The sequence below is a fragment of the Chitinophaga sp. CC14 genome (genome assembly GCF_048957795.1).
In the GTDB taxonomy this organism is placed as follows: domain Bacteria; phylum Bacteroidota; class Bacteroidia; order Chitinophagales; family Chitinophagaceae; genus Chitinophaga; species Chitinophaga ginsengisegetis.
Map to the genome: position 1 here is coordinate 191,300 of NZ_JARBFY010000001.1, position 26,879 is coordinate 218,178.

20 protein-coding genes are annotated in these 26,879 nt (G+C 46.5%); 11 read left to right on the forward strand and 9 right to left on the reverse strand.

Features of this window, described 5'->3' with window-relative positions; translation table 11 throughout:
• Positions 1-151: 151 nt before the first annotated feature.
• The 4 genes from PV783_RS00775 (at position 152) to PV783_RS00790 (ending at position 5,723) form a co-directional block, all read left to right on the forward strand.
• Positions 152-2,083 carry a hypothetical protein gene (locus PV783_RS00775; protein ID WP_420986873.1) on the forward strand — a complete coding sequence of 644 codons (1,932 nt, stop codon included), beginning with the start codon at positions 152-154 and terminating at the stop codon, positions 2,081-2,083.
• 148 nt (positions 2,084-2,231) lie between these two features.
• Positions 2,232-3,275 carry a 23S rRNA (adenine(2503)-C(2))-methyltransferase RlmN gene (gene rlmN / locus PV783_RS00780; protein ID WP_079471037.1) on the forward strand — a complete coding sequence of 348 codons (1,044 nt, stop codon included), beginning with the start codon at positions 2,232-2,234 and terminating at the stop codon, positions 3,273-3,275.
• 57 nt (positions 3,276-3,332) lie between these two features.
• The gene (locus PV783_RS00785; RefSeq protein ID WP_336389016.1) at positions 3,333-4,964 is read left to right on the forward strand and encodes a pseudouridine synthase; all 1,632 of its coding nucleotides are present in this window, start codon (positions 3,333-3,335) and stop codon (positions 4,962-4,964) included.
• Positions 4,965-4,979: 15 nt separating this feature from the next.
• Positions 4,980-5,723 carry an RluA family pseudouridine synthase gene (locus PV783_RS00790; RefSeq protein WP_079471038.1) on the forward strand — a complete coding sequence of 248 codons (744 nt, stop codon included), beginning with the start codon at positions 4,980-4,982 and terminating at the stop codon, positions 5,721-5,723.
• A 39-nt stretch (positions 5,724-5,762) separates the two neighbouring features.
• On the opposite strand, the gene PV783_RS00795 is transcribed toward PV783_RS00790, so the two are convergent.
• The 7 genes from PV783_RS00795 to PV783_RS00825 form a co-directional block, all read right to left on the reverse strand.
• Positions 5,763-7,484, reverse strand: a complete 1,722-nt coding sequence (locus PV783_RS00795; RefSeq protein ID WP_420986874.1) for a metallophosphoesterase — start codon at positions 7,482-7,484, stop codon at positions 5,763-5,765.
• A 21-nt stretch (positions 7,485-7,505) separates the two neighbouring features.
• Positions 7,506-9,050: a RagB/SusD family nutrient uptake outer membrane protein gene (locus tag PV783_RS00800; protein WP_420986875.1), complete on the reverse strand. Its 1,545-nt coding sequence runs from the start codon at positions 9,048-9,050 to the stop codon at positions 7,506-7,508.
• A 20-nt stretch (positions 9,051-9,070) separates the two neighbouring features.
• Positions 9,071-12,427, reverse strand: a complete 3,357-nt coding sequence (locus PV783_RS00805; RefSeq protein ID WP_235015962.1) for a SusC/RagA family TonB-linked outer membrane protein — start codon at positions 12,425-12,427, stop codon at positions 9,071-9,073.
• Positions 12,428-12,626: 199 nt separating this feature from the next.
• A complete protein-coding gene (locus PV783_RS00810; protein ID WP_420986876.1) occupies positions 12,627-13,625 on the reverse strand; it encodes a FecR family protein in 999 nt (332 codons plus the stop codon).
• 384 nt (positions 13,626-14,009) lie between these two features.
• Positions 14,010-14,612 (reverse strand): RNA polymerase sigma-70 factor, encoded by a 603-nt coding sequence (locus PV783_RS00815; protein ID WP_420986877.1) that lies wholly within the window; start codon positions 14,610-14,612, stop codon positions 14,010-14,012.
• A 217-nt stretch (positions 14,613-14,829) separates the two neighbouring features.
• Entirely contained in the window at positions 14,830-15,465 is a 636-nt protein-coding gene (locus PV783_RS00820; protein ID WP_079471044.1) for a peroxiredoxin, read from the reverse strand.
• A gap of 377 nt (positions 15,466-15,842) precedes the next feature.
• Positions 15,843-16,469, reverse strand: a complete 627-nt coding sequence (locus tag PV783_RS00825) for a hypothetical protein (RefSeq protein ID WP_420986878.1) — start codon at positions 16,467-16,469, stop codon at positions 15,843-15,845.
• Positions 16,470-16,608: 139 nt separating this feature from the next.
• On the opposite strand from PV783_RS00825, the gene PV783_RS00830 reads away from it, so the two are divergent.
• A complete protein-coding gene (locus PV783_RS00830) occupies positions 16,609-17,613 on the forward strand; it encodes a helix-turn-helix transcriptional regulator (RefSeq protein ID WP_079471046.1) in 1,005 nt (334 codons plus the stop codon).
• A 62-nt stretch (positions 17,614-17,675) separates the two neighbouring features.
• On the opposite strand, the gene PV783_RS00835 is transcribed toward PV783_RS00830, so the two are convergent.
• Positions 17,676-18,398, reverse strand: coding sequence for a LolA family protein (locus PV783_RS00835; protein WP_143313644.1), 723 nt, complete (start codon positions 18,396-18,398; stop codon positions 17,676-17,678).
• A 108-nt stretch (positions 18,399-18,506) separates the two neighbouring features.
• On the opposite strand from PV783_RS00835, the gene ade reads away from it, so the two are divergent.
• The gene (ade, locus tag PV783_RS00840; protein ID WP_420986879.1) at positions 18,507-20,147 is read left to right on the forward strand and encodes an adenine deaminase; all 1,641 of its coding nucleotides are present in this window, start codon (positions 18,507-18,509) and stop codon (positions 20,145-20,147) included.
• 56 nt (positions 20,148-20,203) lie between these two features.
• Here ade and PV783_RS00845 read toward each other — a convergent pair whose 3' ends face one another.
• Positions 20,204-21,295 carry an anhydro-N-acetylmuramic acid kinase gene (locus PV783_RS00845; RefSeq protein ID WP_079471049.1) on the reverse strand — a complete coding sequence of 364 codons (1,092 nt, stop codon included), beginning with the start codon at positions 21,293-21,295 and terminating at the stop codon, positions 20,204-20,206.
• Positions 21,296-21,396: 101 nt separating this feature from the next.
• Here PV783_RS00845 and PV783_RS00850 point away from each other — a divergent pair, with 101 nt between their 5' ends.
• From PV783_RS00850 to PV783_RS00870, 5 genes are all read left to right on the forward strand, one after another.
• A complete protein-coding gene (locus PV783_RS00850; protein ID WP_420986880.1) occupies positions 21,397-23,313 on the forward strand; it encodes a YfbK domain-containing protein in 1,917 nt (638 codons plus the stop codon).
• A gap of 43 nt (positions 23,314-23,356) precedes the next feature.
• On the forward strand, positions 23,357-24,010 hold the full coding sequence (gene upp / locus PV783_RS00855) for a uracil phosphoribosyltransferase (protein ID WP_079471051.1): 654 nt from the start codon (positions 23,357-23,359) through the stop codon (positions 24,008-24,010).
• 169 nt (positions 24,011-24,179) lie between these two features.
• Complete coding sequence (locus PV783_RS00860) at positions 24,180-25,193, forward strand: PorP/SprF family type IX secretion system membrane protein (RefSeq protein ID WP_111579907.1); 1,014 nt, start codon at positions 24,180-24,182, stop codon at positions 25,191-25,193.
• 180 nt (positions 25,194-25,373) lie between these two features.
• Positions 25,374-26,138 (forward strand): EI24 domain-containing protein, encoded by a 765-nt coding sequence (locus tag PV783_RS00865; RefSeq protein ID WP_420986881.1) that lies wholly within the window; start codon positions 25,374-25,376, stop codon positions 26,136-26,138.
• The gene (locus PV783_RS00870) at positions 26,138-26,851 is read left to right on the forward strand and encodes an SAM-dependent methyltransferase (RefSeq protein ID WP_079471054.1); all 714 of its coding nucleotides are present in this window, start codon (positions 26,138-26,140) and stop codon (positions 26,849-26,851) included. The genes PV783_RS00865 and PV783_RS00870 overlap by 1 nt, the downstream gene beginning before the upstream one ends.
• Positions 26,852-26,879: the final 28 nt, after the last annotated feature.

A 26,879-nucleotide genomic window follows, 5' to 3' on the forward strand; every position in this document is an offset into this window, starting at 1 on the left:
CAATAAAACATAACGTCCCTTTTGCACAGAAATTCGCAAAAACCGCCAGATATAACCGGATTCCCGCCTTTCAGTAATTGTCGCTTGACTCCTCCCCTTGCCGGGCCTAGTTTTGCCGCTGTCATTAATTCTATCAAAAAATAACCCCAAAATGAAACACCTAAGTAGCGTGGTGTGGCTGGCAATCTGTTTGCTCAGCACTACACCTGTAATTGTGAAAGCCCAACAACCCGCGGGTGAAAATGAGGCGAACCTCTCCGAACTTTTATACAGACCCATTAAATCCACCGCCAAAATCATGGAAGGCCCGGAACCTTCCCGGCAGGTAGCAACACCCCGTGGCGCCGTAAACGTAAGAAACCTCCGCGCCGCCCCCAGATGGAACCTGGCTGCAGACAACACCACCGCACGGCAAATCAATATCGATAACCTCCAGTTGCTGCCGGACAAAGTGATCACCGTTAAAAAAGTGAATGCACCGCTCTATTGCACGCCTCCAACCGTAACTATCGGCTGCTGCAGCTATTCCATCAAAGATGAAGTAGCCAATAAAAGCCTGATGTACGCCTCTCCTGCAGCGGTGTTCAGCAACGAAAACGATGCACGCACCTTTGCCAGCAGCCTGTCGCCCAAAGTTCCTTTCTTCCTCCCGTATACCAACAGCAAAGTGTATCCGGCAGGCGCCTGGAAGTATGATAATGGCAATGGCCACGGCTCAGTGGATTACCTCAAAACCAGCGACGCCTATGGCCCTGGCATCGACCCAACCTTTGGCGTATACGCTTCCGCCGCCGGAAAAGTGGTGACTGCCATGTGGGACCCGTTCTTCGGAAATGTGGTGATCATAGAACATAAAGCAGCAGACGGAACATCTTATCGCACCGGCTACTTCCACCTCCGTGGCGGTTTTGATCATGATGTGGCGAACGCAAAAGTCATTAAGGTGAATGACCCCAACGACAAAGACGCCCGCGATACCAAGTATAAAAAATTTGCCAACCTGCCCAACCCGTCACAATTACTGTGGGGTACCAACGCCCAAAAGCTGAAAGTAAAAGCAGGAGATTATGTATACGCCGGCCAGCAAATTGCCTGGGCTGGTAACACGGGCTTTGGTGGCGCCGGCTGGGGACTTAACCAGGACGGCACCCCTACCAATCCCAATACCGGCAACAACCACCTGCATTTTATGCTCTGGGTGAAAAGTCCCGGTACTGGCGCCGACTGGATGGAAGTAGACCCCTATGGCGTGTATGCTACTTCAGAAAGCAGCAACAGCTCCTGCTATGAAATAGGCGCCAACGGCGGATTTAACCGCTTCTTTGCACCTTTCTATCCTTCTTTCCACAATGTACCGGTGCAGTATATCACCCAATACTGGGGCTACTATACCGGCATGGGCATGGCACTGCAAACTTTGAGCGTACATAAATCCGGTAACCAGTACCTCGCCTCCGGCTCTTTCCAGCAGGGACTCCCCGGCGCCTGGTATTGCCGCATTAACATGAACAGCACCCAGTACCAGCAGTACTTCGACGAATATTATGGCAAAGGATATATTCCCCGGCAGATCTCCATTACCAACGATAACGCCGGCAATCCATTGTTTACCGCTATCTGGCAGAAAAGAGGCAATGAAAACTTTGCCGCTGTACACAATGCTACAGACGAAGTATACGCCGCCAAATGGAAAACCTATGTGGAACAGCAGAAAATGCGCGTAACCGAGCACGTGGTATACTATGCCGGTGGTAAACGCTATCATGCCGGGGTATTTGGCAGCAGCAATCCCGGAGGGTTTTACATGTATTATGGCATGAATACCAACGACTTTACAAAGAAGTTCGAGGAATTAAATAAAGCAGGTCTGATGACTGTGAATGTAAACATCGAGGAAAACGGGAGCCAGAATAACGTAGGTGGGCTCTGGTGGCCTAAGAACAAGGCGTACTATTCGTATATGAATATGACTCCGTCCGACTACCAGGCTAAGTTCACCGACCTGACAGCCCAGGGATACCGGTTGTTCAGGATCCAGGGATACGACAATTCCTCCCATTTTGCCGCTATCTGGATGAAATAAGCCGAATACGCCTTTATAAGCGGATGCCACAGCTGGAAACGGCTGTGGCATTCAGTTTTAAAGGACATTCTGTCAGTACGCCAATATTACGTATCTTTGCCGTTACTTTCCGACTGCCGTAAGGCAGCCAACTGCTCAATTAATGATAATGAAGTCTGACAATAAAAATATCCGGCATTTAAGTTTACCGGCTTTACAGGAATATTTCGGGTCAATAGGCGAAAAGCCTTTCCGTGCAAAACAGGTATACGAGTGGCTTTGGCTGCGGCATGCCGATAGTTTTGAGGCAATGACCAACCTCTCTAAAGAATTACGACAAAAATTAACGGAGCATTTTTCCCTTCCTGCTGTAAAGGTGGATACCGTACAGCAAAGCAATGATGGTACCATCAAGAGCCGTTTCCGCTTACACGATAATCACCTGGTAGAAGGTGTGCTGATTCCGACCGACAGCCGGCAAACCGCTTGTGTATCCTCACAGGTAGGCTGCAGCCTGAGCTGCAAGTTTTGTGCTACCGGCTACATGGAGCGCAAGCGCAACCTCGATTACGATGAAATTTATGATGAAGTGGCGCTGCTGAATAAGCAAGCCCTGGAATCATCCGGCAAAAAGCTGAGCAACATCGTGTTCATGGGCATGGGCGAACCCCTGCTTAACTACAAGAATGTATTACAGGCCATTGAGCGTATCACTTCCCCCGACGGACTGGGCATGTCGCCAAAACGTATTACCGTTTCTACCGCCGGCGTGGCCAAAATGATCCGCCAGCTGGGCGACGATAAAGTACGCTTTAACCTGGCACTGTCTTTACACGCCGCCAATGATAAGAAACGCAGTGAAATTATGCCTATCAACGATTCCAACAACCTGAAGGAATTGATAGACGCGCTGAACTACTTCTACAAGGCTACTGAAAACGAAATTTCTTTCGAATATATCCTCTTCAAAGATTTTAACGACTCAAAAGAAGATGCTGATGAGCTGATTAAAATATACAGGCAGGTTCCCGCTGATCTGGTAAACATCATCGAATACAACCCGATTGATATGGCCCGGTTCCAGAAACCGGACGCCAAAAAAGCAGAAGAGTTCATGGAATATCTTGCCAAAAACCGGGTGAATGCAAGATTGCGTCGCAGCCGTGGTAAAGATATCGATGCGGCATGCGGACAACTCGCCAATAAAGGCTGATACTATAACAATATTCCTATTGGTCATGCACGCATGATCATCAATCAATAATAATTTATGAAGAAAAAACAACCTGCTAAAAAAGGGTTTGGTCCATCAAGGGATAACAAATTTGGTAAAAGCGACAAACCAGCAGGCAACCGCAACCGCTCCTCCGCTGATGGCGAAAGGCCAGGAAGAGCATCTGCAAAAGATAACCGCAGCGCTGACGACAGCTCCTCATCCCGCAGGCCCCGTTTCGGTGGCGAAAGCGCCGGTGATGAAAAACCTGCTTTCCGCAAACGCACTTTCGACAGCAACGGCAGACCGGCCCGCAAAAAAGGACCAGCTACCGATAGCTTTGGAAATGATAAACCTCAACGCGGCAAACGCAGCACCGGCAGCAGCGAAGAGAAACCTCCGTTCAAACGCAGCTTTGGCGAAAAAGGCGAAGAAAAACGTTCTTTCGGCAGAAGTGATGATAAACGCTCTTTTGGTAAAAGCGACGACAAACGCTCTTTCGGCAGAAGCGATGACAAACGCTCCTTCGGCCGGGATGAAAAACCAGGCGCCCGTAAACGTTTCGACAAAGACGAAAAGCCTTTCCACAAACGCAGCAACGATAACGACTTTAAAGACAAGAAAGATAAACCCGATGGCGAACGCGCATTCAGCGCTTTCAGAAAAGATGGTGAACGTCCGGAACGTGTACGCAGCTTCGATAAAGAAGAAAGCCGTGAAAGAGCCCCGCGCAAACGTACCTACGGTGCAGGCGCCGCTAAGAAAACGGACGACAACAGCGCTTTTCACTTCCACGGAGAAAAGAAAAAAGGCGGAAAAGAAACACCCAGTGGCTTCAACCGTAAAAAGTTCTTTGATAAAACCAACGAACGCTTCGCCGATAAACAGGATAAAAAAAAAGGCACAAAGGTAAGAGGCGCTAACGATCACGAACATACGAACGAAGGCAAAGAAAGCATATTTGGCCCCGGCGAAATGCCGCTGAACAAATTTGTGGCCCATTGTGGTCTTTGCTCCCGCAGAAAAGCAGTAGACCTGATCAAGGAAGGCAAGGTAACCGTGAATGGCAAAGTGGTAACAGAACCCGCTACCAAAGTAACCAGCAGCGATGTGGTAACTATGCAGGATAAAAAAATTACCCCGACTAAAAACCTGGTATACATTCTCCTGAATAAACCCAAAGGCTACATTACTACCACCGATGATCCGGAAGGCCGCAAAACTGTAATGGACCTGATCCAGGATGCTGCAGAAAACGAAAGGGTATACCCTGTAGGACGCCTCGATCGTAATACCTCCGGCCTGTTGCTGCTCACCAATGATGGTGAACTGGCACAACGCCTGGCTCATCCCAAACATAACATCAAAAAGATTTACCAGGTAGAACTGGATAAACCACTGACTAAAACCGACTTCGAGCAAATCATTGCAGGTGTAACCCTGGAAGATGGCGTTGCCCTGGTAGACGCGCTGGGTTATGTGGATCCGAAAGATAAAAAACAGGTGGGCATTGAAATTCACAGTGGTAAAAACCGCATTGTCCGCCGCATCTTTGAACACCTGGAATATACAGTAGAAAAGCTGGACCGCGTAATGTATGCGGGTCTTACCAAAAAAACACTGAACCGTGGACAGTGGCGCTTCCTCAATGAGAAAGAAGTAATCCTGCTGAAACACTTTAAAAAATAACTGCCGATTTACGGAATGCGATTATCAGAACATATTATACTCGAAACGCCTGATTTTGTTGTAGTCAACAAGCCTTCAGGAATGCTTACGTTGCCCGACCGTCATGATAATGAGCTTACCTCCCTGATAGCCATCATGAAAAAAGCTTACGGGGAAATATTCACGGTACATCGGCTCGACCGCGAAACCAGTGGCATCATCCTGTTTGCACGCAACGAAGCAGCGCATAAATATTTCTCGCAGCTTTTTGAAAGCAGGGATGTAAAGAAGTTTTACCTCGGACTGGTAAGTGGCCAACCAGTACCTAAGCAAGGCAATGTGAGTGAAGGGATCATGGAACATCCTGTACAAAAGGGTAAGATGGTGACTAACCGCAAGGGTAAGCCATCCTCTACAGATTATGAAGTACTGGAAGAATTTGGCCTTTACAGCCTGGTAAGGATGCAGATCCATACCGGCCGTACCCACCAGATCAGGGTACATATGAAGTACCTGGGACACCCCATTGCGGTAGATGAATTTTACGGCAGCGCGCAACCGGTGCTGTTATCTTCTATCAAGAAAAAATTCAAGTTAGGCAAACATACAGAAGAAGAGCGGCCATTACTCAGCAGGCTGGCCCTGCATGCGTCTATGCTGATCTTCAAAGATCCTTCCGGCAAGGAATATACGATTGAAGCACCGCTGCCAAAAGATATGAGTGCCCTGCTAACGCAACTACGGAAACACCGTGGTAAGCAGCCCGCAGGCGAAGAATAAAATTAAAAGAGCCGTGTATTGTACACGGCTCTTTTAATTTTATTTTACCAGCTCTGTTATCTTCCCCTGATTGGCTGTTATGGTATGACCGTTTTCAAGATAGATCTTACCATCCCTGTAAACAGCCGGGTAAGTTTTTCCATCTCTGAAATAATTCCCGGGAACCGGGATATCTCCTTCTTTCCCAAGCTTTACCGGTTCTTTAAACCTGTCAATGATCCATTCACCGGTGGAAGGACGAAACACCGCCATTTCTGCTCTGCCATCGCCATCGTAATCACCGGGAACAGGAATGTCGCCGGGGATATGCTTTACCTGCAACGGAATATTACCCAAACTTGTTTGCCATAACGAATTGTCTGTACGAAATACGCCTACGTCCAGCACGCCATCTCCGTCATAATCCGCCGGAACGGGAATACCATTTTTATGTCCGAACCGGATACTGTCCAGGCCATCAAAATACCAGGTAAGCGTAGCTGGACGATATACCGCCACCTCTGCAAAACCATCGCCGTCGTAATCTCCGCACACCGGGATATCACCTGCTTGTCCAAGTGTAACTACTTCCCCTCCCTGGAGATAAAACTTACCTTCGGAAGGCCGGAATACAGCTAACTCCGTTTTACCGTCACCGTTATAATCCGCCGGTGCAGGAATGTCTCCTTCTTTTCCAAACGCTATATCGGGCTGCCCTGCTATCTTCCATACACCACGGGAAAAGAAGGCAATGTCGGTATGCTGGTCATTGTCGTAATCATGATAACGGGCTACGTTGGTATGATGAAACCACGGCAGTGTAAACTCACTATCTGCATCCTTTTCTTCTTCACCTGTGTAAGGCGAAAAAGTACGTACACTGATCAGGTCTTTCGATTTCGAAAACTTCATCAAACGCATTAACCCATGACCACCATCCGGCCGGCTCTGGTAGTCGGATAAAAACGACCGGATAATATTCCCGGCGTAGCCATCCTGACGGTATCCCTCGCCGTTATCGCCCACATGTCCTGATAAGGTTAACATCACGTTAGGGTAACTTTTCAGCCGGTCGAACACACGTTGCGCCTGTTTTGAAAATTTCGGAAAACCCTTCTTGTTAGTACCTGTTGTTTTATTAAAATGAATAATAGAATGACTCACAAGAATTGCCTTCCTGTCGCTGTATTTCTCCAATAGCTGGCTGGCCCATTTGTTCATCCCCTCAATATCTTCTCCATAAGAATCATACTCTAAAAAGATGCTGATAAATTTAATACCACCGGCTTCAAAAAGATCGTAGTGACTATCATTATTATCGCCATAGTGCCCCCCGTACCATTTTTTACCCTTAAAATGTTCGATGCCGAAATATTTGTTGTATTGATCTGTTTTACCACTCAGCGGATATTGACTTTTAGTCTGGTCGTGATTTCCTACGGCCATGCCATACGGAATACCCTGCGGATACCCGGGTTGCGGTTTCTCCAGCAAATACATGGATGCCGCTGCATTGACCCATTGTTGCGGAAATTTTTCACCGTCCTCAGAGATGTCTCCCAGATGGATCACATATCTGATGTTTTCCTTTGCCGCATTTTTTACGATCCACTCCGTTTGTGCAGTAAACATTTCTTTCTTTCCACCATTTTTCTCTGCAGTGTAATACTGGGTATCCGGGATTACGGCAATAGAAAACTCATCTTCTCCTTTTTGTTGTGCATTACTAAAGCCACCCATCGTTAACAGTAGCAGTATACAAAAGCCTCTTTTCATCGTCATGATATGCTGGTTTGAAAACTATTAAAAGTAGCCGGGGTTCTGGATGATCTTTGGATTGAGTCCCACCTCATTCTGAGGTATGGGAAATAACAGGTGATGCTGATCAATCACGTACGCATCTGATGAAAGATATGGCAGTTGTTCCCTGATCTTTACGCCAAAGGCATTGATCACAGATAGCGCCTTACCGCTTCTGAGCAGATCTGTCCAGCGATGGTTTTCAAATGCCAGTTCCACCCTGCGTTCATGAAAAATAGCGGCACGCAGCTGGGCGGGATCTGTATTAGTGAAATCGGCCAACCCTGCTCTTCTCCTTACCCTGTTCAACGGTGTTAGTGCATCGGAAGATTTTCCCTGTTCATTTAAGGCTTCTGCCAATAAGAGCAACGCATCAGAAAAACGGTAGATAGGAAAATCATCACCGGAGCCGGTAGGTGATTCCAGCGGAGCATGCAAATACTTTTTTATGTAGGGCACACCAATTTTTCCCGTGGCAGGAACGTAATTGATAATGCTTTTTGCGGCTGAATATTTAAAGTAGTTGCTGGCATCATAGGTACCTTCTGCAATACCGATAGAGGCTTCCAGGCGGTTGTCGCCGGCTTCAAAATCACTGATCAAATCATTGCTGGGCGTATTCCATCCACCTGTGCCGGTATTGTCAATAGAAATACCCGTTAGCAGTTTAGTGTCTTTACTTCTTGGTAAAAAATGAAAAGACAACACATTGGGCGTAGCACCTGTTAATGTACCTCCGAGAAACTGGATTTCAAAAACCGATTCCTTACTATTCTTATTCGCTGGCATAAAGGCATCTGCGTAGTTTGCATTAAGATCGTAGCCCATAGTCAGCATACTGTTTAGCAGTTTCTCCGCATCTGCCCATTTTTTCTGCGTGGCATACACTTCGGCAAGCAGTATAGTCGCAGATCCTTTGGTGGCCTCTCCTGTTTGCGGGAACTTTGCTGGTGGCGCCAGTTCAGCGATAGCGTCCTGTGCATCCGCAATGATCTGGGCATATACTTCTGCTTCGGTGGCACGGGCCTTAAATGCCTCATCTGCCGTAGTCACTTCTTTTATAAACAGAGGAACGCCACCGTATAAACGCACAAGTTTAAAGTAGTTGAGCGCCCTTAAAAATTTGGCCTGTCCATCGAGGTTTGCTTTTACTTCGTTGTTAAGATCAGCGCCTTTCAATCTTTCGATAATGATATTACAACGCGAGATGCCGGTGTAACTATGCTGCCAGGTGGCCGCTACATAAGCATTGGTAGAGGTATTGGTAAAGTCGGAAATGTTTTCACGTTCCACAATAGAAGTACCCCTGTTACCTGGTATAGCCTGATAAATGGTGTTATCAGAGTGCATTTCTGAAGTAAAATAATCATTCACCAGCACATCCCGGAGAGGTGCATAGGCGGCCACTACAGCCGATCTGAATTGTTGCTCTGTTTTATAAAATACGTCGTCGGTATATGCATCTTCAGGCGACCGTTCGATAAAATCCTTGCTGCAGGATATTGTCACTGCACACAAAAGGACCATCACTGTATATAGCTTTTTCATATTTTGTCAGCGTTAAATGATTATTTAAATGTGGTGGTGAATCCAAGAGAAAACGTTCTTGGTATAGGATAGGCATTTTCATCTACACCAACACCCGACGTAGGATCAGAGCCGCCCACATTTATTTCCGGATTCATACCTGAATAGCCCGTTAATACAAACGCCTGTTGTATAGATGCAAAAACCCTCAGGTTTTTTATCATCGCGTTTCTTAAAGGCACGGTATATCCAAGTGTTATATTTTTAGCAGTGAGGTAAGATCCATCTTCTATCCATTGACTGTTTACCTGTCTTCCCATTGCGGTGGTACCTGATTTGGTACGCGGATAAACGCCCGATCCCGGGTTTTCTTCTGAGCGCCAGCGATCGGCAGCTGCGGCCAGCGGAAGACGGGAACCATCCATATTTGTTTGATAGGCCCATTTAGCCGCGTTCAGGATTTTTCCGCCAACAGAAAAGGTCATGTCAATGTTCAGGTCAAAATTTTTATACCTGAAGTTGTTCACGATACCGCCGGTAAATGTTGGCGTAGGATCGCCAATAAAGGTGCGGTCGTTCACATCATCAATAACGCCATCACCGTTGATGTCCTTCACCTTGATTGTTCCGATATCGGAGTTACCATTTGGCTTGGCAGTAGTACTTAAATACTTGGGAGAGTTGGCAAGGTCGGCAGCATCTTTATATAATCCTTCAAAAACAAATCCGTAAAACTCACCCAAATGATGTCCTACCTGCTGACGGTAATAATCTGAACTCACCGTTACATTTCTCCTGATATAACCGGGATCTACGAGGTTGGTAATCAGGTTCCTGTCGAACGATAAAGCCAGGCTGGTATTCCATTTCAGGCTACCGGTGAGGTTTTTAGAACTCACAGAAAATTCATGCCCCCACATTTTAAGTTCACCCACATTAAAAATGATTTGGTTAAACCCGGATGATGTAGGTATGGAGCGTTGCTGAATCAGTCCGTCCGTTAATTTGCGGTAATAATCGTAGGTAAAAGTGAGGCGGTTATCCAATACGCCCAGTTCCAGACCGATATCGAACTGCTTGTTGCGCTCCCATCTCAAATCCTTATTAGGCAGCCGGTTGATGGTTTGTCCCTGGGTGATTACGTTATTAAAGTTGTAGTAATAAGTGCCGATAGTGGCCTGTGGATCATAGTTACCGGCGAAGAAGTTATTACCGGTAATCCCGTAACTGGCCCGTAGTTTAAGGAAGTTAACGCCTTTTACATTCTTCATAAATGATTCATCACTAACGATCCAACCCGCAGCTACTGACGGGAAGCTGCCCCACTGTGTATTCTCTCCGAATTTTGAAGAACCATCGCGTCTGAGTGCTGCAGACAAAAGATACTTCCCTTTATAATTATAATTCACCCGGCCTATGGTCGACAATAATGAATAGGATCCCGCACCACTGCTACCGGTAACACTGGTGGCGGCACCGAGGTATTCAATATCATCACTGGTGAAACCGAGGCCTGTCAGTGTGTTATTATAAGTGCTGAATTCCTGCGCCGAGTAGCCTACCAATGCTTCTATATTATGATCTTTAAAGAAGGTTCTGTTATACACCAGGTTTCCTTCTGCAGTCCATGAGCCGTTATCAACCGCCGAGCTGGTTCCCGTGGTTTGTCCCTGTGTGCCAGTAACCAAACCCGACTGGAAATACTTGCGTGTTTCAGCGCCTTTATCTGCCGCCAGATTGCCCTTGATGCTTAATCCCGGCAGGAATTCATAGTTCAGGTAAATGTTACCGAGTATGCGGGTTGTTTTATAATCGTCGTTGGTTAATTCATAGGTAGCGAGTGGATTGATATAGGCCACCATACCGGGAGAAGAAACGTTGCGCGTGTAGGAACCATCTGCATTGTAAGGACTTACCAATGGACTGGCCTCGAAGAACCTTTCAAAGTATCCGCCCACACCGTCACTATTCAACCTGTTGTTATGATCCATCCGGTAGCTTGGCGCCAGGTTAAAACCTATTTTGAGCTTATTGTTTTCGGTAGTAAAATCCTGGTTAAAACGCATTGAATATAACTTGGTGCCGGTATTGATCAATACACCTTGTTGCTCCTGGTAGCCTGCTATTACAGTGGATGAAGAGTGTTCACGCGCTGTTCGCACAGTGAGGTCATAGCTTTGAATAGGCGCCGTTCTCGTTAACAGCTTAAACCAGTTGGTGCCTTCTCCATACTGCTCCGGGTTGTCGTAAGCGGCGTGATAATCGGCAGAAACGGAATAGCCAGGTTCATACTTCAGTCCATCTTCTGCACGCTCTTTCATGAAGGTAGCAAACTCTCTTGCAGTCATCATCTTCGGCAGTTTACCGGTAGGGATCTTCTGTAAACCATAGTAGCTGGAGAATTCAATTTTTGCGTCGCCTGGTTTTGCATGTTTGGTAGTAATAAGCACTACACCGTTTGCGGCTCTTGATCCATACAATGCAGTGGCGGATGCGTCTTTAAGAAAACTATAGCTTTCTATTTCTGCAGGGTTGATGTTATTGATACTTCCTGTAATGGGGTTACCATCAATTACAAAAAGCGGTTGATTGCTTGAGTAAAAAGATGCCGCGCCCCGGATAATAAACCCCATACCGCGCCCGGGCTGGCCGCTGGTTTGAGATACCTGAACACCGGCTACTTTTCCCTGCAGTTGCTGGGCAAACTGGGTTACCGGCATGTCCTGCAAAGACGACGCATCAACGGTGGCAATCGAGCCTGTAATTTCGCGGCTTTTCTGCTTACCATAACTCACCACTACTTCTGTCAGTTTGTTATCGGCCAGCTGCATGGAAAAATCAAGCGAGGTGGTTTTTCCTTCTTTTATAACAACATTATTCGATTTCTGCGACCTGAAAGAAACGTAAGTTACTTCAAGTGTATAGTTGCCTGGTTTAAGGTTGAATGTGTAATCGCCGTTAGCGTCACTTTGAACAACCTGGCCGGTTTCCAGCGCCCTGATTGTTGCGCCGGGCAAAGGCGCGCCTTTTTCGTCCACCACTCTTCCTGATAATTTACCGGGCGCTTGTGGAACAGGTTTGGTATCAATCACCACATAGCCTTCTACCAGCTTATAGTCGAGATTGGTTGACTCCAGCACCTTTTCAATCAGGTATTTTACGGTTGAGTGGTCTGAATCAATAGTGATTTTTTGTTTGAGTCCTGCCAACAACTTTTCCGGCAGTACAAACCTGATTCCGCTCTTTGCCTGAATAGTTAACAGGCTTTCTTTCACGCCGGCGTGATCCAACTTAACAGCAATCACTTTGTCCAGTTGCTGGCCACGGGCGTTTCCGGCCAGCAGTACGCCAATAAAAGTAAGTTGCGCGATTAAAAGTATACATGAACATCTCATCATAAACTTAGTTGTGGGATGTAATCCTTTTTGCATTAATTTTTGTATTAAGGTTGGCCGGCGTTAGCCGGAATCGTTGTTAATTTCCTTTCGCTTTATCCTGTTGCCTTTATGGGCGTGCAGTTTCACGACATCACATGCGACGTCCCTATCCAATGATGGACAGCTTTTTTTTAATACATATCGTTTGTTTATTTTAAGTTTAGCGAATAACGATTTCCCCGTTTTTCATTTCGTAGCTGAAATGGCCTGCGGCGGCCAGCACGTTTAATATTTTATCTATTGGCACCCTGGCGTCCAGTGTCAGCGTCATTTTTTCCGCTGATTTTGTGTGTTGTTTAAACGTGATTTTCACATTGTACCACCGCTGCAATACCTCTGCAATATCATTGAGCGAAGCATTGTTGAATGTTAACCGGGCTTCCTTCAGGTCCTGTACTTCTTCCGGATCAACTGTTTCTCTTTTAATTTCACCATGATCAAACAGCACTTTCTGCCCTGGCGTTAAAACGGCCAGTGATCTGGAAAAATCGGCAGCTACCTGGTCCACCTTTACTTTCCCGGTGGCGACTTCCACCAGTAAGGGTTTATTTTTAAATGCTTCTATTTTAAAAGAAGTCCCTAATACTTTGGTTTGCACATCGCCGGTATGAACGGTGAACGGCTTATGTTTCTCTTTCGTTACTTCAAAAAAAGCTTCTCCATACAGATAGATATCCCTGGTATCTCCGGAAAAATTCTCAGGATATTTCAAACGGCTGCCTGCGCCCAGGTATACCACACTGCTATCAGAAAGAATTATTTTTGACCGCTGCCCGTTTGGGTTGTTGCTTTCCACAAAAGCCATCTGCGTTCCTCTTTTATTACTTAAATAACTGATGGTATAAATACCCATAGCTGTCAGGATCAGGCCAATCCAGATGGCAGCATTGCGCAGGTGCAATAAGTTCCTGCTACGCGCAATATTCACATGGCCTATCCTTTCCTGCATGGATTTTTTCAACTCCTGCTGCCGGGGATGAACAGATTTGTCGTTCTCAAATACGATCCAGTCTTTACCAGCATTTGCAGACAGGATGTCCTCCAACAATTTTTCTGATGCAGGATCTTTCAGAAACAGGTTTACCAGTCGCTCCTCCTCGGCAGAACATTTGCCTGCTAAAAATTTCTCAATTAATTCCCGGTTTATTTGTCTTGACATGCTGGTTTAACAGAGCATAAAAGGTCCCTGTTAATCATATAGGGACAAAAAAGAAGACGAAGGGCTATCCGATGTTGAAGAAAAAACAGAAACATAATTTACCGGGGGGACCGGGTATTATTATATGTAAAATAATTATTCTGTATGGGGTATAAAAAAGGGGGTAAGTGTATTGGGAGTGTATGGGAAGTGTATCATGAGTGTATGGTGAGTGTATGGGAACAGTATGGGGAGTGTATGGGAAGAGTATAGGGACTGTATAGGAACTGTATGGGGAATACAACACATACACGACTCCTAAGTATCCGAGAAGTATCAGAGAAGTATGGGAGAAGTATGCAGGAAGTAATGCCAACCGCCTGCTTAAATATTATTTTTAATATATTATGAATGCAGAAAAAGCAGTAAAACCCCGGTAAGCGCCGGCAACACCGTATCGCTATGGTTATTGAGCTGCTTTCTGAAATGATTCAGGGAGAATTTAATATGGTTCTTAACGGTATTAATAGAAATATTGAGGTCGTTGGCAATTTCGGCGTGGGAGAGGTCGCCTTCCCTGCTCATTTGAAATACAATTTTACGCTGGGGGCTTAATGAATCAAGATGGAAATGATATTTTGCTTCCAGTTCCCTGGTGTCCAGTTGGTGGTCGGCCGGGGTAGCCACAAAGGAAAGGTTATTCTCAATAAATTCTATCGGGGCTATGGAAACGGCTTTTTTACGGATCGCCTTGATAGTGGCGTTTTTGGCGGCTCTGAAGATATATGGTTTAAACTCGCCTTCTATCTGTATGGTATGTCTTTTATCCCATATCCACATCATCAGGTCCATGATGGCTTCTTCTGCAAAGTATTCATCCTTCACATAGCCAAGTGCGTAGTTATACAATCTTCCAAAATAACGATCAAATAAAGTATTAAATGCTTTGAGATTGTTTTTGGTACATTCTTCCAGTAGCTGCTTATCTGATTGTAAACGATATTCCATAAAAATGGATTGAATGTATTTTTCAGCAAAACTAGAGACCAGAGTTTGTTTTTCTGCTACGTGGGATGTTAACTGTGCATTAATAAACTGTTACCTCAGTAATAATATCTGGCAGGGGTAGGGGCATAAAAAAAACGGGGAGAAATCCCCGTTTCGTAAAAATCAAAAACCAACCATTAAAAAATCTTTATAGCAAAGCCTTACGGCTCTTTAAATATTATTTGTTGGGCTGTGGTGTTGTTCTCAGGTAAGGCTTGATAATTTTGTGGCCTTTCGGAAAACGTGCAGGAATATCTGCTGTTGGCACCGCTGCCGTAACGATTACGTCTTCACCATCTTTCCAGTCGGCTGGTGTAGCTACGCTGTATTTAGCAGTCAGCTGCAGGGAATCCAGTACACGGAGCACTTCTACGAAGTTTCTGCCGGTAGAGGCCGGGTAAGTGATGATGAGTTTTACTTTTTTATCCGGTCCTATGATAAACAAGGATCTTACTGTAAATGTTTCAGAGGCATTTGGATGAATCATATCATACAGGTTTGCCACTGTTTTGTTTTCATCTGCAATAATAGGAAAAGTTACGTCACACTGTTGTGTTTCGTTAATATCATTTATCCAGCTCAGGTGTTTATCTAATGGATCTACGCTGACAGCCAGTACTTTAGTATTACGTTTTGCAAACTCTTCCTTTAATAAAGCCGTTTTTCCCAATTCGGTAGTACATACCGGGGTAAAATCTGCCGGGTGGGAAAACAAGATACCCCAACCTTCGCCGAGGTAATCGTAAAAATCTATTTCCCCTAAAGTGGTATTGGCTTTGAAATTAGGAGCAACATCTCCCAGTCTTAAACTCATAGTTCTACGATTTAATTGACCAAAAATAGCATTTTCCTACAAAATTTATAGACTTTAAGGGATTTTTTTCAGAATTTTGCGCTTTTTTTTTCCGGGGCAAAGGTTTTGGGGGCTAACAAACAATGGAAATTGGGGGTTCATTCAAACGGATACCAGGGGCTAACACCAATGGGTATCAGGGGTTAACATAAATGGATGCAAGGCTTGGCGGTTAACGTAAATGGATACCGGGGTTAACATAAACAGATGTCCGGGAATTAACATACATGGACACCGGGGCTAACATAAATGGATTCTTTTTCATCTTTGTGTCTTTCAGGGTTAACATAAATGGATCATCAGGGTTCATCAACGGATAGAAATATGGTTATAAGTATTTATGTATTTGAGGTGTACAGCTGCCAGGCATAATATGCCATACTGAACTTGTTATCGTCTTCCAGGGCGGCCATTACCCGGGCAGCGTCTTCCCCCAATTCTAATTCGATAAAACCGAGATACAGGTTATAGGCGTCATGAAGCATTTGAATGCAATACTCCATTTTCTCATTGGCGTCGTTTGAGTTGTACCGGGCGGCAGGCGGCAATGTAGGCACGGTGGGTACCGGCATCTGGATCACACGCTCTATATAATAACACTCTTCATCGGCATATGCCTCCCAGTTATCGTCCTGCTGCAAACAGGGCCGCCTCATGTGAAATACGAGGTGATCAAACACTACGGCGCCACCCAGTTCCGCTTCCAGGTCAATAATGTCCGGCGTGCGGCGCATATCTTCCAGTTTTTTCACAATCGTCATCTGCACCGCATCGTGCTTGTCCTGGCTGAAACGCAGCATGGTGTTCATTACTTCGTAAGTAGTTACAAAATCGCAGGGATACCACACCTCATCCAGTAGCGCCTGGCCCCAGAGCGTCAGGTAATTGGAATCATCCATAATGATCTGCCCAATTGAAATGGCCTGTACCTGCGTAATTGCTGTAGTTGTATTTACCTTATTCATAACCATCAGGTTTTAATAACACTACAAATTTATCGGCGCCGCACGCAAGGGATTTGCGTAGTGATCTTTTGATGATAATTTTTTTAATCCTCGTCGCAAAAGCGGGAATTGTTTATTTTTATTATCTAAATTTTATCTTTTGCCAAAGAATAAAGACGCGGTGTCGCGCTACCGCTGGATCGACGAGCGGTTGCGCAGTAAGCAGAAACCAAAACCTACCCTGGATAACCTGATTGAATATGTATCGGACAAGATGGGAACTGCAATTTCTACCCGCACTATCCAGAAAGATATCCAGGATATGCGCCAGGACCCTGAACTGAACTATATGGCGCCTATCGTATATGAGCGCAGCAGCGGCACCTACCGCTACTCAGACGATAGCTTCTCCATCAGTAATTCCCCTATAGAAGAAGCAGATCTGCAGGGGCTGGAAATTGCCATTGGCATACTGGAACAATTCCGGAGCCTCCCGGTAGTACAGCAGTTTGAAGATGCTATCCTGAAAATTGCTGCCAGTCTCAAAATGAACAGGGAAGCCCTCCAGCATAAAGGACTCATCAAATTTACCCGGGCATCCCACTACAAAGGCGCAGAACATATCCCCGAAATAGTAGACGCCATCAAAAACCTGGAAGTGATCCGCATCGCCTACCAGAGCTTCGACCGCGATGAGCCTAAGGAACACTGGGTGGAACCCTATCACCTCCGCGAATACCAGCACCGCTTTTACCTCATCGGGAAAAGCCAGAAAACCCGCGGTGGCGCTGTAGTTACCTTTGCCCTCGACCGGGTGGTGAAACTATGGCCTACCAATAAACACTTTGATGAAAAGAATTTCGACGAAGCCAGCTACTTCCAGCACGCAGTAGGCATCACCGTACACGACGGAGATCCCGAAAATGTATTGCTGAGCTTTACACCACGACAGGGGAAATATATTAAGTCGCAACCCATCCACACTTCCCAGGAAATAGTGGAAGACAACAGCGATGAATGCCGTATATCCCTCAACGTTGTTATTAACCCGGAACTGACCATGACACTGCTGAGTTATGGCGCCCAGGTGAAAGTGCTGAAACCCGCACACCTGGCTAAGAAAATGGCTGAGGAAGCCAAAGCGATGGCGGCGTTGTATAAATAATACCGTATTCCGCTATTGCGCCACAGGAAATATATCCCCCGGCCCAATAGCGGAAATGTTTCTTAAGGATTTGGTTTGGTAAACAAACTATCTGCTACCGGCTGATTCATTTCTATCTTCAGAATATTAACTTTAACCCCACCCGGGTCCTGCTCTGTAACACCCGGATAAGTAAGTCCCTCCGGCGTTTTCTTATAATCAGACAACAACGTTACCAACTCCATATCCTGTCCCTGTACGTTCATATGATTGGTAGCCTTCACCAGCAGGTAAGTGTTGGCATCCAGGTAAGCAATACCCGATGTACCATCCGCAGCAGTGATCTTCAGCTTATACGCCGGCGACCCGCTCACGGTATCCTTTCCTAATAATTCTATCTTTTTTCCCTTGCTCTTGTAGTCATACAACTCTCCTCTCACATCCAGCTGGGTTTTCATCAGCTTCAGCATTTCCGGGTTCATTTCCTGCGGCGTTGTTTGCTGCATCACCGGCATCAGGCTCCAGCCTGCATTACGGGTTACTACCTGCACATTGCTGGTGCCATTCACGGTAAACTCCAGCCGCATCGCTTCATCCTGCTTCACCCACCGCTTAATGGGAACGGTTTGCCCCTGCACTTCCATATTTCCCTCTACGTACTGCGATTTAATCCCTTTCAACTTCGCCTCACCTCCCATCGCTACAATATTCTTTGCTATCAATTCATCGGCAGATTGTGCACTGGTGCAATAACCGGCAATCAGAAAAGCTGTTAACAGCGTATAAAACCTGGTTCCTGTCATCATAAAAATTAATTTTCCGTTGATAAATAAGATATCCTAAAACAACTCCGGCATCTCTTTTCAAAAAATACGCCAGCATTGAAAATACGACCTATTCCTTAGCTTTGCAACATGAATACATTCCAGCTCTCAGGCAACCTGGTAGATATACTGCAACAGGAAATATATCCGGCCACTATACATATCACAGATGGCTATATCAACCGCATTGAACGCAACAACAATCAATACACCACTTACCTGCTTGCGGGCTTTACGGATGCGCATGTACACGTGGAAAGCTCCATGCTCATCCCTTCAGAATTCGCCAGGCTGGCCGTTGTGCACGGTACTATCGCCACCGTGAGCGACCCGCACGAAATAGCGAATGTGATGGGCGTAAAAGGCGTGGAATACATGCTCGAAAATGGCAAAAAAGTTCCCTTCCGGTTTAACTTCGGCGCCCCATCCTGCGTACCGGCCACCGTTTTTGAAACCGCCGGGGCAGTAGTAACCGTGGCCGATATTGAAACATTCCTTCAGAGAGATGATATCAGGTACCTCACAGAAATGATGAACTTCCCCGGCGTGCTGCACAAAGATCCGGAAGTACTCGCTAAAATAGCCGCCGCCCAAAAAGCCGGCAAACCCGTGGATGGCCACGCTCCCGGCCTCCGGGGCGAAACCGCCGCCGCATATATTGCCGCCGGTATCAGCACCGATCACGAATGCTTTACCATCGAAGAAGCACTTGATAAACTGCAATACGGCATGCATATCCTCATCCGCGAAGGAAGCGCTGCCAAAAACTTTGAAGCATTGTACCCGCTGCTGCACGACCATGCTTCACATATCATGTTTTGCAGCGACGATAAACACCCCGATAACCTCGTGGAAGGCCATATTAACCTGCTGGTGAAGCGCGCCCTGGCCTATGGTGTTGATCTGTTCAAAGTGTTAAGGGCGGCCTGTATTAACCCGGTACTGCATTATAAACTCGATAATGGATTACTGCGGGTAAATGATCCGGCAGATTTTATTGTGATAGATGACCTGCAAAACTTTAACATTCTCACAACATATATCAACGGCGTGAAAGTCGCGGAAAACGGACATACGCTGATACCTTCCATCCCTTCATCTCCCGTAAATAATTTTATAGCAGATCCTGTAACGGCTGCCGATTTTCGTATACCCGTTAACGATAGCAATGCAAAAGAAATAACGGTGAAGGTAATCGGCGCGATGGATGGACAACTGATCACCAACACCCTCACCGCGGTACTACCCGTTGTTAATGGCGCTATAGAAAGTAATACACAACAGGATATACTCAAACTGGTAGTAGTAAACCGCTACAAAAAGGCGCCGCCGGCAGTGGCATTTATCCATGGCTTCGGTCTGCAACATGGCGCCATCGCCTCTTCTGTGGCACACGACAGTCACAATATCATTGCAGTGGGTACCGATGATGAAAGCCTCGCAGCTGCCATCAACAGCGTGATTGCCGCACAGGGCGGCATCAGCGCAGTGGGGAATAATACAGTGCAGGAACTGCCACTACCCGTAGCCGGACTAATGAGTAACCTCGACGGATATACGATAGCAGCCCGGTACAGCGCGCTGGATAAAGCTGCAAAAGAGTTGGGATCCACACTGGCATCGCCTTTCATGACATTATCATTTATGGCGCTGCTGGTAATACCGCATTTAAAACTGAGTGACCTCGGGCTGTTCGACGGAGATAGTTTTCAATTCACGACAGCTCACTAATACATAAAAAAAGCAGCGGTTACATCCGCTGCTTTTTTTATGATTGTAGTAATCTGTTAATGGGTTGTCCACAACGCACCGTTAATAGAGTCGCGGGAAGCCCCGGTAACCCCGCTCAGCACATTATCTTCCTGTCTCCAGCGCAATGTTCCGATAAGCGCCATGATCAACGCCTCCTTGAAACTAACGGTTTGCTCATCCGGCACCTCCACCGTAATGTCCAGTGGCTCCAGCTGTTGCCGGATCGTATTCACCAGGAAAGTATTAAACGCGCCGCCACCGGTTACCAGCATCTTGCCAGGCCCTTCCGGCAGCTGCGCTTTCAGCGCTTTTACAGCTTGCGTGATCTGTGCCGCAATATGCTCTACATAGGTGCGGAGCTTGCCCTGTACAGAAATGCGCAAAGGCGCTATCAGCGGCAATATGGTATCGGTACCAAAATCGTTGGCCAGTGATTTCGGCCAGGGTTTGGTGTAATAATCCAGTTGATTCAGTTGTTCCAGCAGGTTGCTGTCGGCCACTCCACCCGCCGCCAGTGCGCCGCCATCGTCATAAGGTTTATTCAGTGCGGCTGCCAGGGCATTCAATACCCTGTTGGCCGGGCAAATATCAAATGCCACAAACTGTTCGGGCAGCTGCGCCGAAATATTAGCGATACCGCCCAGGTTAAGCCAGTACTGGTATCCGGGCAACAGGTACTTTTCACCAATAGGAACAATGGGAGCTCCCTGCCCGCCCAGCGCCACATCTACCGCCCGGAGGTCGCTGATAACGGGTAATCCTGTTACGGCGGCAATGGCTGCACCATCACCCAGCTGGGCGGTCATTTTCTGCGCGGGTATATGAAAAGTAGTATGACCATGTGAGGCGATAAAATGAATTTTATGATCCAGCTGGTTCTTTTCAATGAAATTCAGGATACGCCGGCCGGTGTAATGCCCGTATGCGGTATGTAACAGCAGGTAATCCTTTGCCGGCAGGGAAGTGGCCTGCGACAGCTGCTCCACCCACTCCGGCTCGTAAGGCAGGCTTTCCGACGCCCTGATAACATAGGTCCATTGTCCGCGTATCTCGGTCAGTTCTGCAAAAACTATATCTAATCCGTCTAATGAGCTACCAGACATGGTGCCAATCACGTTATATACCATCGACAAAAAATTTCAGCAAAGGTAGTTTTAAAATATTTTTTTTACGATTTATGGAAACCGGACCGCCCGGCACATCCTGCAGGTAGAAAAACTACTTCGCCATGAAAAAATATCTCTCTTTACTATTGCTCAGCTGCCTGGTGGCATTTACTGCCTCCGCCCAACAGGTACGGGTTATTACAGGTATTGTAACAGACAGTTTGCTTAAAAGCCCCCTCGCCAATGTGGTAGTACGGGTAAAAGGTACAGATGTATTAACGGCCACCGATAAAAAAGGGCAGTTCAGCCTGAAAACCGCCACAGGTGCGCTAATCCTGGAAGTAAACGCTGCCGGCTACCCGGCGGTTGACGTAGCTGTGAAAGACGGGCAGAATAAAATAACAGTACAGCTTACCAAACTGCAGCCACTCGATAAAAAAAGGAACCAGTATGTGATGCAGGGCAATACCAACGATGCATTGCAGGGCAAGGTGGCCGGGGTTAGTAGCTCCGCGCTGTCTGAAGTAGTGGTGGTGGGCTATGGCGCACAGAAACGAAGAAATGTAACCGCTTCTGTTAGCACTATCAGGGGTACCAGCAAGAACTACGCCCCCTCCCCTGTTTACAACACAGAAGACTACAGTCCGATTAACGAAAACATTTTCCACACAGCTACAGACCAGCCCCTCAGCACCTTCAGCATTGATGTGGACAGGGCCTCCTACAGCAACGTACGCCGTTTCCTGAACCAGGGCATGATGCCGGAGGCGGACGCAGTGAGAGTAGAAGAGATGATCAATTATTTTGATTACCAATACAAAGCGCCTGAAGGAAAAGATCCCGTGGCTATTTATACCGACATGGCGGTTTGCCCCTGGAATACTGCCCATCAGCTGGTACGCGTGGCCCTGAAAAGCAAACAGGTGGATACCCGGGAACTTCCTCCTTCCAACCTTGTTTTCCTGATAGATGTGTCAGGCTCCATGTATGGTGAAAACCGGTTACCACTTGTTAAGCGCGCGTTTGCGGTTTTAACAGAACAGCTCCGCCTGGAAGATAAGGTAGCCATTGTAGTATATGCCGGTGCAGCAGGCGTAGTACTGCCAGCCACCAGCGGCAGCGATAAGAAAAAGATCCTGGCCGCACTGGATCAGTTAGAGGCCGGCGGTTCCACTGCCGGTGGTGCAGGCATACAACTGGCCTACACCATTGCCGGTGAACTGTATTCCAAAAACAGCAATACCCGCGTAATACTCGCTACCGACGGCGATTTCAACGTAGGCGTTTCCAGCGATGGAGAACTTACCGGGATGATCGAAAAGGAAAGGGAACGAGGTATATCTCTTTCTGTGCTGGGTTTTGGTATGGGTAATTATAAAGATAACAAACTGGAACTGCTGGCAGATAAAGGTAATGGCAACTATGCTTATATCGATAACTTTGAAGAAGCCCGCAGAACCTTTGTAACTGAATTTGGCGGTACCCTTTTTACCGTAGCAAAGGATGTAAAACTGCAGATAGAATTCAACCCGCAATTCGTGCAGTCGTACCGGTTAGTAGGCTATGAAAACCGGGTGCTCGCCAATGAAGATTTCAACAATGATAAGAAAGACGCCGGGGATATGGGCGTAGGCCATACCGTTACTGCCCTGTATGAAATTATCCCTGCCGGCACAAAGGGAACCGCCGTGAACTGGGTAGATCCGCTGAAATACCAGGAAGGCAAAGTGATTGGCAATAAATCCGAAGTGCTCACCGTAAAATTGCGGTACAAACAACCGGATGCCAACAAGAGTTTATTGATGGAGAAAGTGTTGCATTACAGCAACCAGGAGATCACCGCCGCGCCGGAAGATTTCCGGATGGCCGCTGCTGTAGCCGCTTTCGGGCAGTTGTTGCGCAATTCAGCCTTCAAAGGCACCGCCACCTACGACCAGGTGTTATCCTGGGCCGGTAATTCCAAAGGAACGGATACAGAAGGCTATCGCGCTGAATTCATCCAGCTGGTTAAAAAAGCGATGCTGCTGGACAAAGAGTAGTTCCACTATTTTTCGGTAATTTGCGGCCTCAAAGGGATAGCTCATGATTATCAATTTAAGTGAAACCAATTCATTGGTGGGAGAATGGTTAAGCGAGATCAGGAATATAGATGTTCAGCAGGACCGTATGCGCTTCCGGCGTAATATGGAACGGCTGGGAGAAGTAGCGGCATATGAAATCAGTAAAACACTGAGTTACGAAGAAAAGGAAGTGACTACCCCTATGGGTATTGCTACCTGCCGGGTGCTGAAATCACAACCGGTGCTGGCTACTATCTTACGCGCAGGACTGGCACTGCATCAGGGATTGCTGCACTACTTCGATAAGGCAGATCATGCCTTTGTTTCTGCCTACCGCAAACATAATCACGACGGTTCTTTTGATATCAGCCTGGAATATGTAAGCACTCCTTCTATCGACGGGCAGGTGCTGATCCTTTCCGACCCGATGCTGGCTACCGGCTCTTCATTGGTGAAAACCATAGAGCACCTGGAAGAAATAGGCAAACCCAGTCATATACACTTGGTGGTGGCCATTGCCTGTACCGTAGGAATCGAATATGTATTACGCAATACCAAAGCGAGTCTGACCATCTGGGCCGGCGATATTGATGATGAATTAACCGCTAAAGGCTATATAGTACCGGGGCTTGGAGATGCCGGCGACCTGGCTTTCGGAAATAAATTACAACAATAACCTGGAATAATCGTTTTACGGATAGCAGTTTTGTATCTTTAAAGAGAACAAAGCTGCTATTTGTTTTTTGCTAAGCCGGATCGTTTATACATGAATTTAATTTGAGATATGATTTAATTGATGTACCTTCACCCGTATTGCATAAACCCTATGCTATAAGCTTAATGATATGAAAAGAGCTTTACTATTCCTGGCCATATTACTTTATTTTAATCCTTTGCGGGCGCAGGACCCGCACTTCTCGCAGTTTTTTGCGTCGCCGCTAACCCTTAACCCAGCGTTTACAGGTTTATTTTCAGGAGATTATCGTTTATCCGGTAACTACCGGTCGCAATGGAGGAGTATTTCTACCCCCTTCGTAACAGGTACCGCTGCCATTGATTTTGGCATTTTGAAAAACGTAATTTCCTATACCGATATCTGGGGCGTGGGTCTTATGGCGATGTACGACAGAAGCGGCGGCGGTGCGCTCACCTCCAGCTACCTTTCCTTCAGTACCGCGTACCACAAAGGACTGGACCCTGAAGGCAACCACACCCTGGCCATCGGCTTACAGGGTACGCTGGTGCAGAAAAGAATAGACAATACCAAACTGCAGTTTGAAAACCAGATCGATAACAACGGGTATAACCCAATGATTCCCAGCAATGAAACACTGGTAAATCCTAAAATATCCTACTTCGATCCCAACATCGGTATCTTATACAACGGCTTAATCGGCGAAGCGTCCAATATTTACATGGGTGCCTCCTATTATCATATTACCCAACCTACCGAATCATTCATGAACCTTACCCAGAACAGGCTCAGCTATCGCTGGACCGTACACGGAGGAGGTTCAGTTCCGGTAAACGGGCAAGACAGGTTTCATGGCAGCATCCTCTACATGAAACAAAGCACTGCTTCTGAATTCACCTTTGGTGGCGCCTATGGCTTCATGCTCAACGACATGGACGATAATCCCACCACTTTTTACCTGGGTAGCTGGTATCGCCTCAAAGATGCCATTATCCCCTATGTGGGCCTTGAAATCAAAGGCTTCCAGATTGGCCTTACCTACGACACCAACGTATCCAGCCTGAAACCAGCCTCCAACTACCGCGGCGGCCTGGAAATTTCACTCATCTATATCCACACCCGGAACGAAAACAATAAATATAAAACGCTCTGTCCACGTTTCTAGGACAATGGCTTTTGTGATATAATAATTATCCTGATTTAGGAGTTCATAACATCTTATGATCTCCTAAATCAGGATAATCATTTAAAATCATGATAATCATTGTTAATTTTGCGTTAGTTTCGTTACTCTTTCATAAAACCAGGAAAAACACACATTCAGTTACAATAAAATATTCAGGCGTTGTTTTCATTCAGAGAAGTACTGTCGGCGATCCAGTCTTACGGAAAAGCCCACCAATTCATACTACAGCATAAATTATGGAAATGGATACTGATTCCTGGAGTGATCTATTGCCTGTTATTTTTTGCAGGATTTTACTTTGTATGGGGCTACTCTGGCGACTTTGTGGAATACCTCACCCGGCTTATGCATATCACAGAATGGGTACAGGAACTGGAAAGCAGCTGGCTAAGTTTCCTCTTTATCCTCGTCGCATTTTCCATCCGGATTGTATTTGTATTCTGGTACTTTTCCTATTTTAAATACCTGTTCCTGATAGTAGCTTCCCCCGTGTTTTCTTATTTATCTGAGAAGACAGAAGCCATCCTGGATCATAAAGACTTCCCGTTCAGCTGGTCGCAGCTGGGCCAGGATATCCTGCGCGGGATCAAAATGTCGTGCCGGAATATTGTTTATCAAACCGCCGCCATCCTCATTCTCTTACTGATCTCTTTTATACCGGTGATCGGCTGGCTTACCCCGATGCTCGGGTTCTTTATTGAATCCTATTTTTATGGCTTCTCCATGATGGACTATAGCTGTGAAAGACATCGTTTAAATATGTCGCAGAGCATCGACTTTATCCGCCAGCACCGCGGCATGGCTATCGGTAACGGCATGGTGTTTTACCTGTTCATGCTGATCCCCATACTGGGCTGGATGCTGGCCCCTTCTTACGCAGTCATTGCAGCGACCATTGACTTACAAACAAAAAGACTGAAATAATGAATACCACCGGCAAAGTGTACCTGGTTCCAACTGTTTTGAGCGCCGACGCCCTATTCAGCATTCCCGCTTATGTAACCGCTATCGTGCAGCAATTATCTGTTTTTTATGTAGAAAATGAAAGAACAGCCCGCAGGTATCTGAAGTCGCTGGACAGAAACATCGTGATAGATAACCTGCAGCTCCTGCTGATGAATGAAAACCAGGCGCCCGATCTGGTTCTTGCAAAAAAATTATTACTCGAAGGAAAAGATATCGGCATTCTCAGCGAAGCCGGATGCCCTGCTATCGCTGATCCCGGCCACCTCATCGTAAAGCTGGCACAGAGCATTGATGCCAGGGTGATCCCGATGATTGGCCCCAACTCCATGCTGCTGGCCCTCATGGCCTCCGGTATGAACGGACAGAATTTCCAGTTTGTAGGATACCTTCCCATCAAACCACCCGAAAGAACAAAGATGATCCGGGAACTGGAACAGGAATCGGAAAAGAAAAAGCAAACACAATTGTTTATTGAAACGCCTTACCGCAACAACCAGCTGCTGAAGGATATACTGGATAACTGTAAAGACTATACGCAGATTTGTATCGCAGCAGATATCACTGCTCCCACGGAGTATATTAAAACAAAAACGGTAAAGGAGTGGAAGAAACAATTACCTGATCTTCATAAACGACCGGCTATCTTCCTGCTGTACGCAGGCAACGAATAAAAAAAGGGGAATTACGGCTTTCGTAATT

Excerpts from the sequence above, each read along its gene's own strand:
- PV783_RS00825 (WP_420986878.1), bottom strand. The coding sequence starts at position 16,469 with ATGAATAAGGTAAATACAACTACAGCAATTACGCAGGTACAGGCCATT.
- PV783_RS00800 (WP_420986875.1), bottom strand. The coding sequence starts at position 9,050 with ATGAAAAAGCTATATACAGTGATGGTCCTTTTGTGTGCAGTGACAATA.
- PV783_RS00845 (WP_079471049.1), bottom strand. The coding sequence starts at position 21,295 with ATGGTATATAACGTGATTGGCACCATGTCTGGTAGCTCATTAGACGGA.
- rlmN (WP_079471037.1), top strand. The coding sequence starts at position 2,232 with ATGAAGTCTGACAATAAAAATATCCGGCATTTAAGTTTACCGGCTTTA.
- PV783_RS00815 (WP_420986877.1), bottom strand. The coding sequence starts at position 14,612 with ATGGAATATCGTTTACAATCAGATAAGCAGCTACTGGAAGAATGTACC.
- PV783_RS00785 (WP_336389016.1), top strand. The coding sequence starts at position 3,333 with ATGAAGAAAAAACAACCTGCTAAAAAAGGGTTTGGTCCATCAAGGGAT.
- PV783_RS00835 (WP_143313644.1), bottom strand. The coding sequence starts at position 18,398 with ATGATGACAGGAACCAGGTTTTATACGCTGTTAACAGCTTTTCTGATT.
- PV783_RS00870 (WP_079471054.1), top strand. The coding sequence starts at position 26,138 with ATGAATACCACCGGCAAAGTGTACCTGGTTCCAACTGTTTTGAGCGCC.
- upp (WP_079471051.1), top strand. The coding sequence starts at position 23,357 with ATGATTATCAATTTAAGTGAAACCAATTCATTGGTGGGAGAATGGTTA.
- PV783_RS00775 (WP_420986873.1), top strand. The coding sequence starts at position 152 with ATGAAACACCTAAGTAGCGTGGTGTGGCTGGCAATCTGTTTGCTCAGC.
- PV783_RS00860 (WP_111579907.1), top strand. The coding sequence starts at position 24,180 with ATGAAAAGAGCTTTACTATTCCTGGCCATATTACTTTATTTTAATCCT.
- PV783_RS00795 (WP_420986874.1), bottom strand. The coding sequence starts at position 7,484 with ATGACGATGAAAAGAGGCTTTTGTATACTGCTACTGTTAACGATGGGT.
- ade (WP_420986879.1), top strand. The coding sequence starts at position 18,507 with ATGAATACATTCCAGCTCTCAGGCAACCTGGTAGATATACTGCAACAG.
- PV783_RS00790 (WP_079471038.1), top strand. The coding sequence starts at position 4,980 with ATGCGATTATCAGAACATATTATACTCGAAACGCCTGATTTTGTTGTA.
- PV783_RS00850 (WP_420986880.1), top strand. The coding sequence starts at position 21,397 with ATGAAAAAATATCTCTCTTTACTATTGCTCAGCTGCCTGGTGGCATTT.
- PV783_RS00820 (WP_079471044.1), bottom strand. The coding sequence starts at position 15,465 with ATGAGTTTAAGACTGGGAGATGTTGCTCCTAATTTCAAAGCCAATACC.
- PV783_RS00810 (WP_420986876.1), bottom strand. The coding sequence starts at position 13,625 with ATGTCAAGACAAATAAACCGGGAATTAATTGAGAAATTTTTAGCAGGC.
- PV783_RS00805 (WP_235015962.1), bottom strand. The coding sequence starts at position 12,427 with ATGATGAGATGTTCATGTATACTTTTAATCGCGCAACTTACTTTTATT.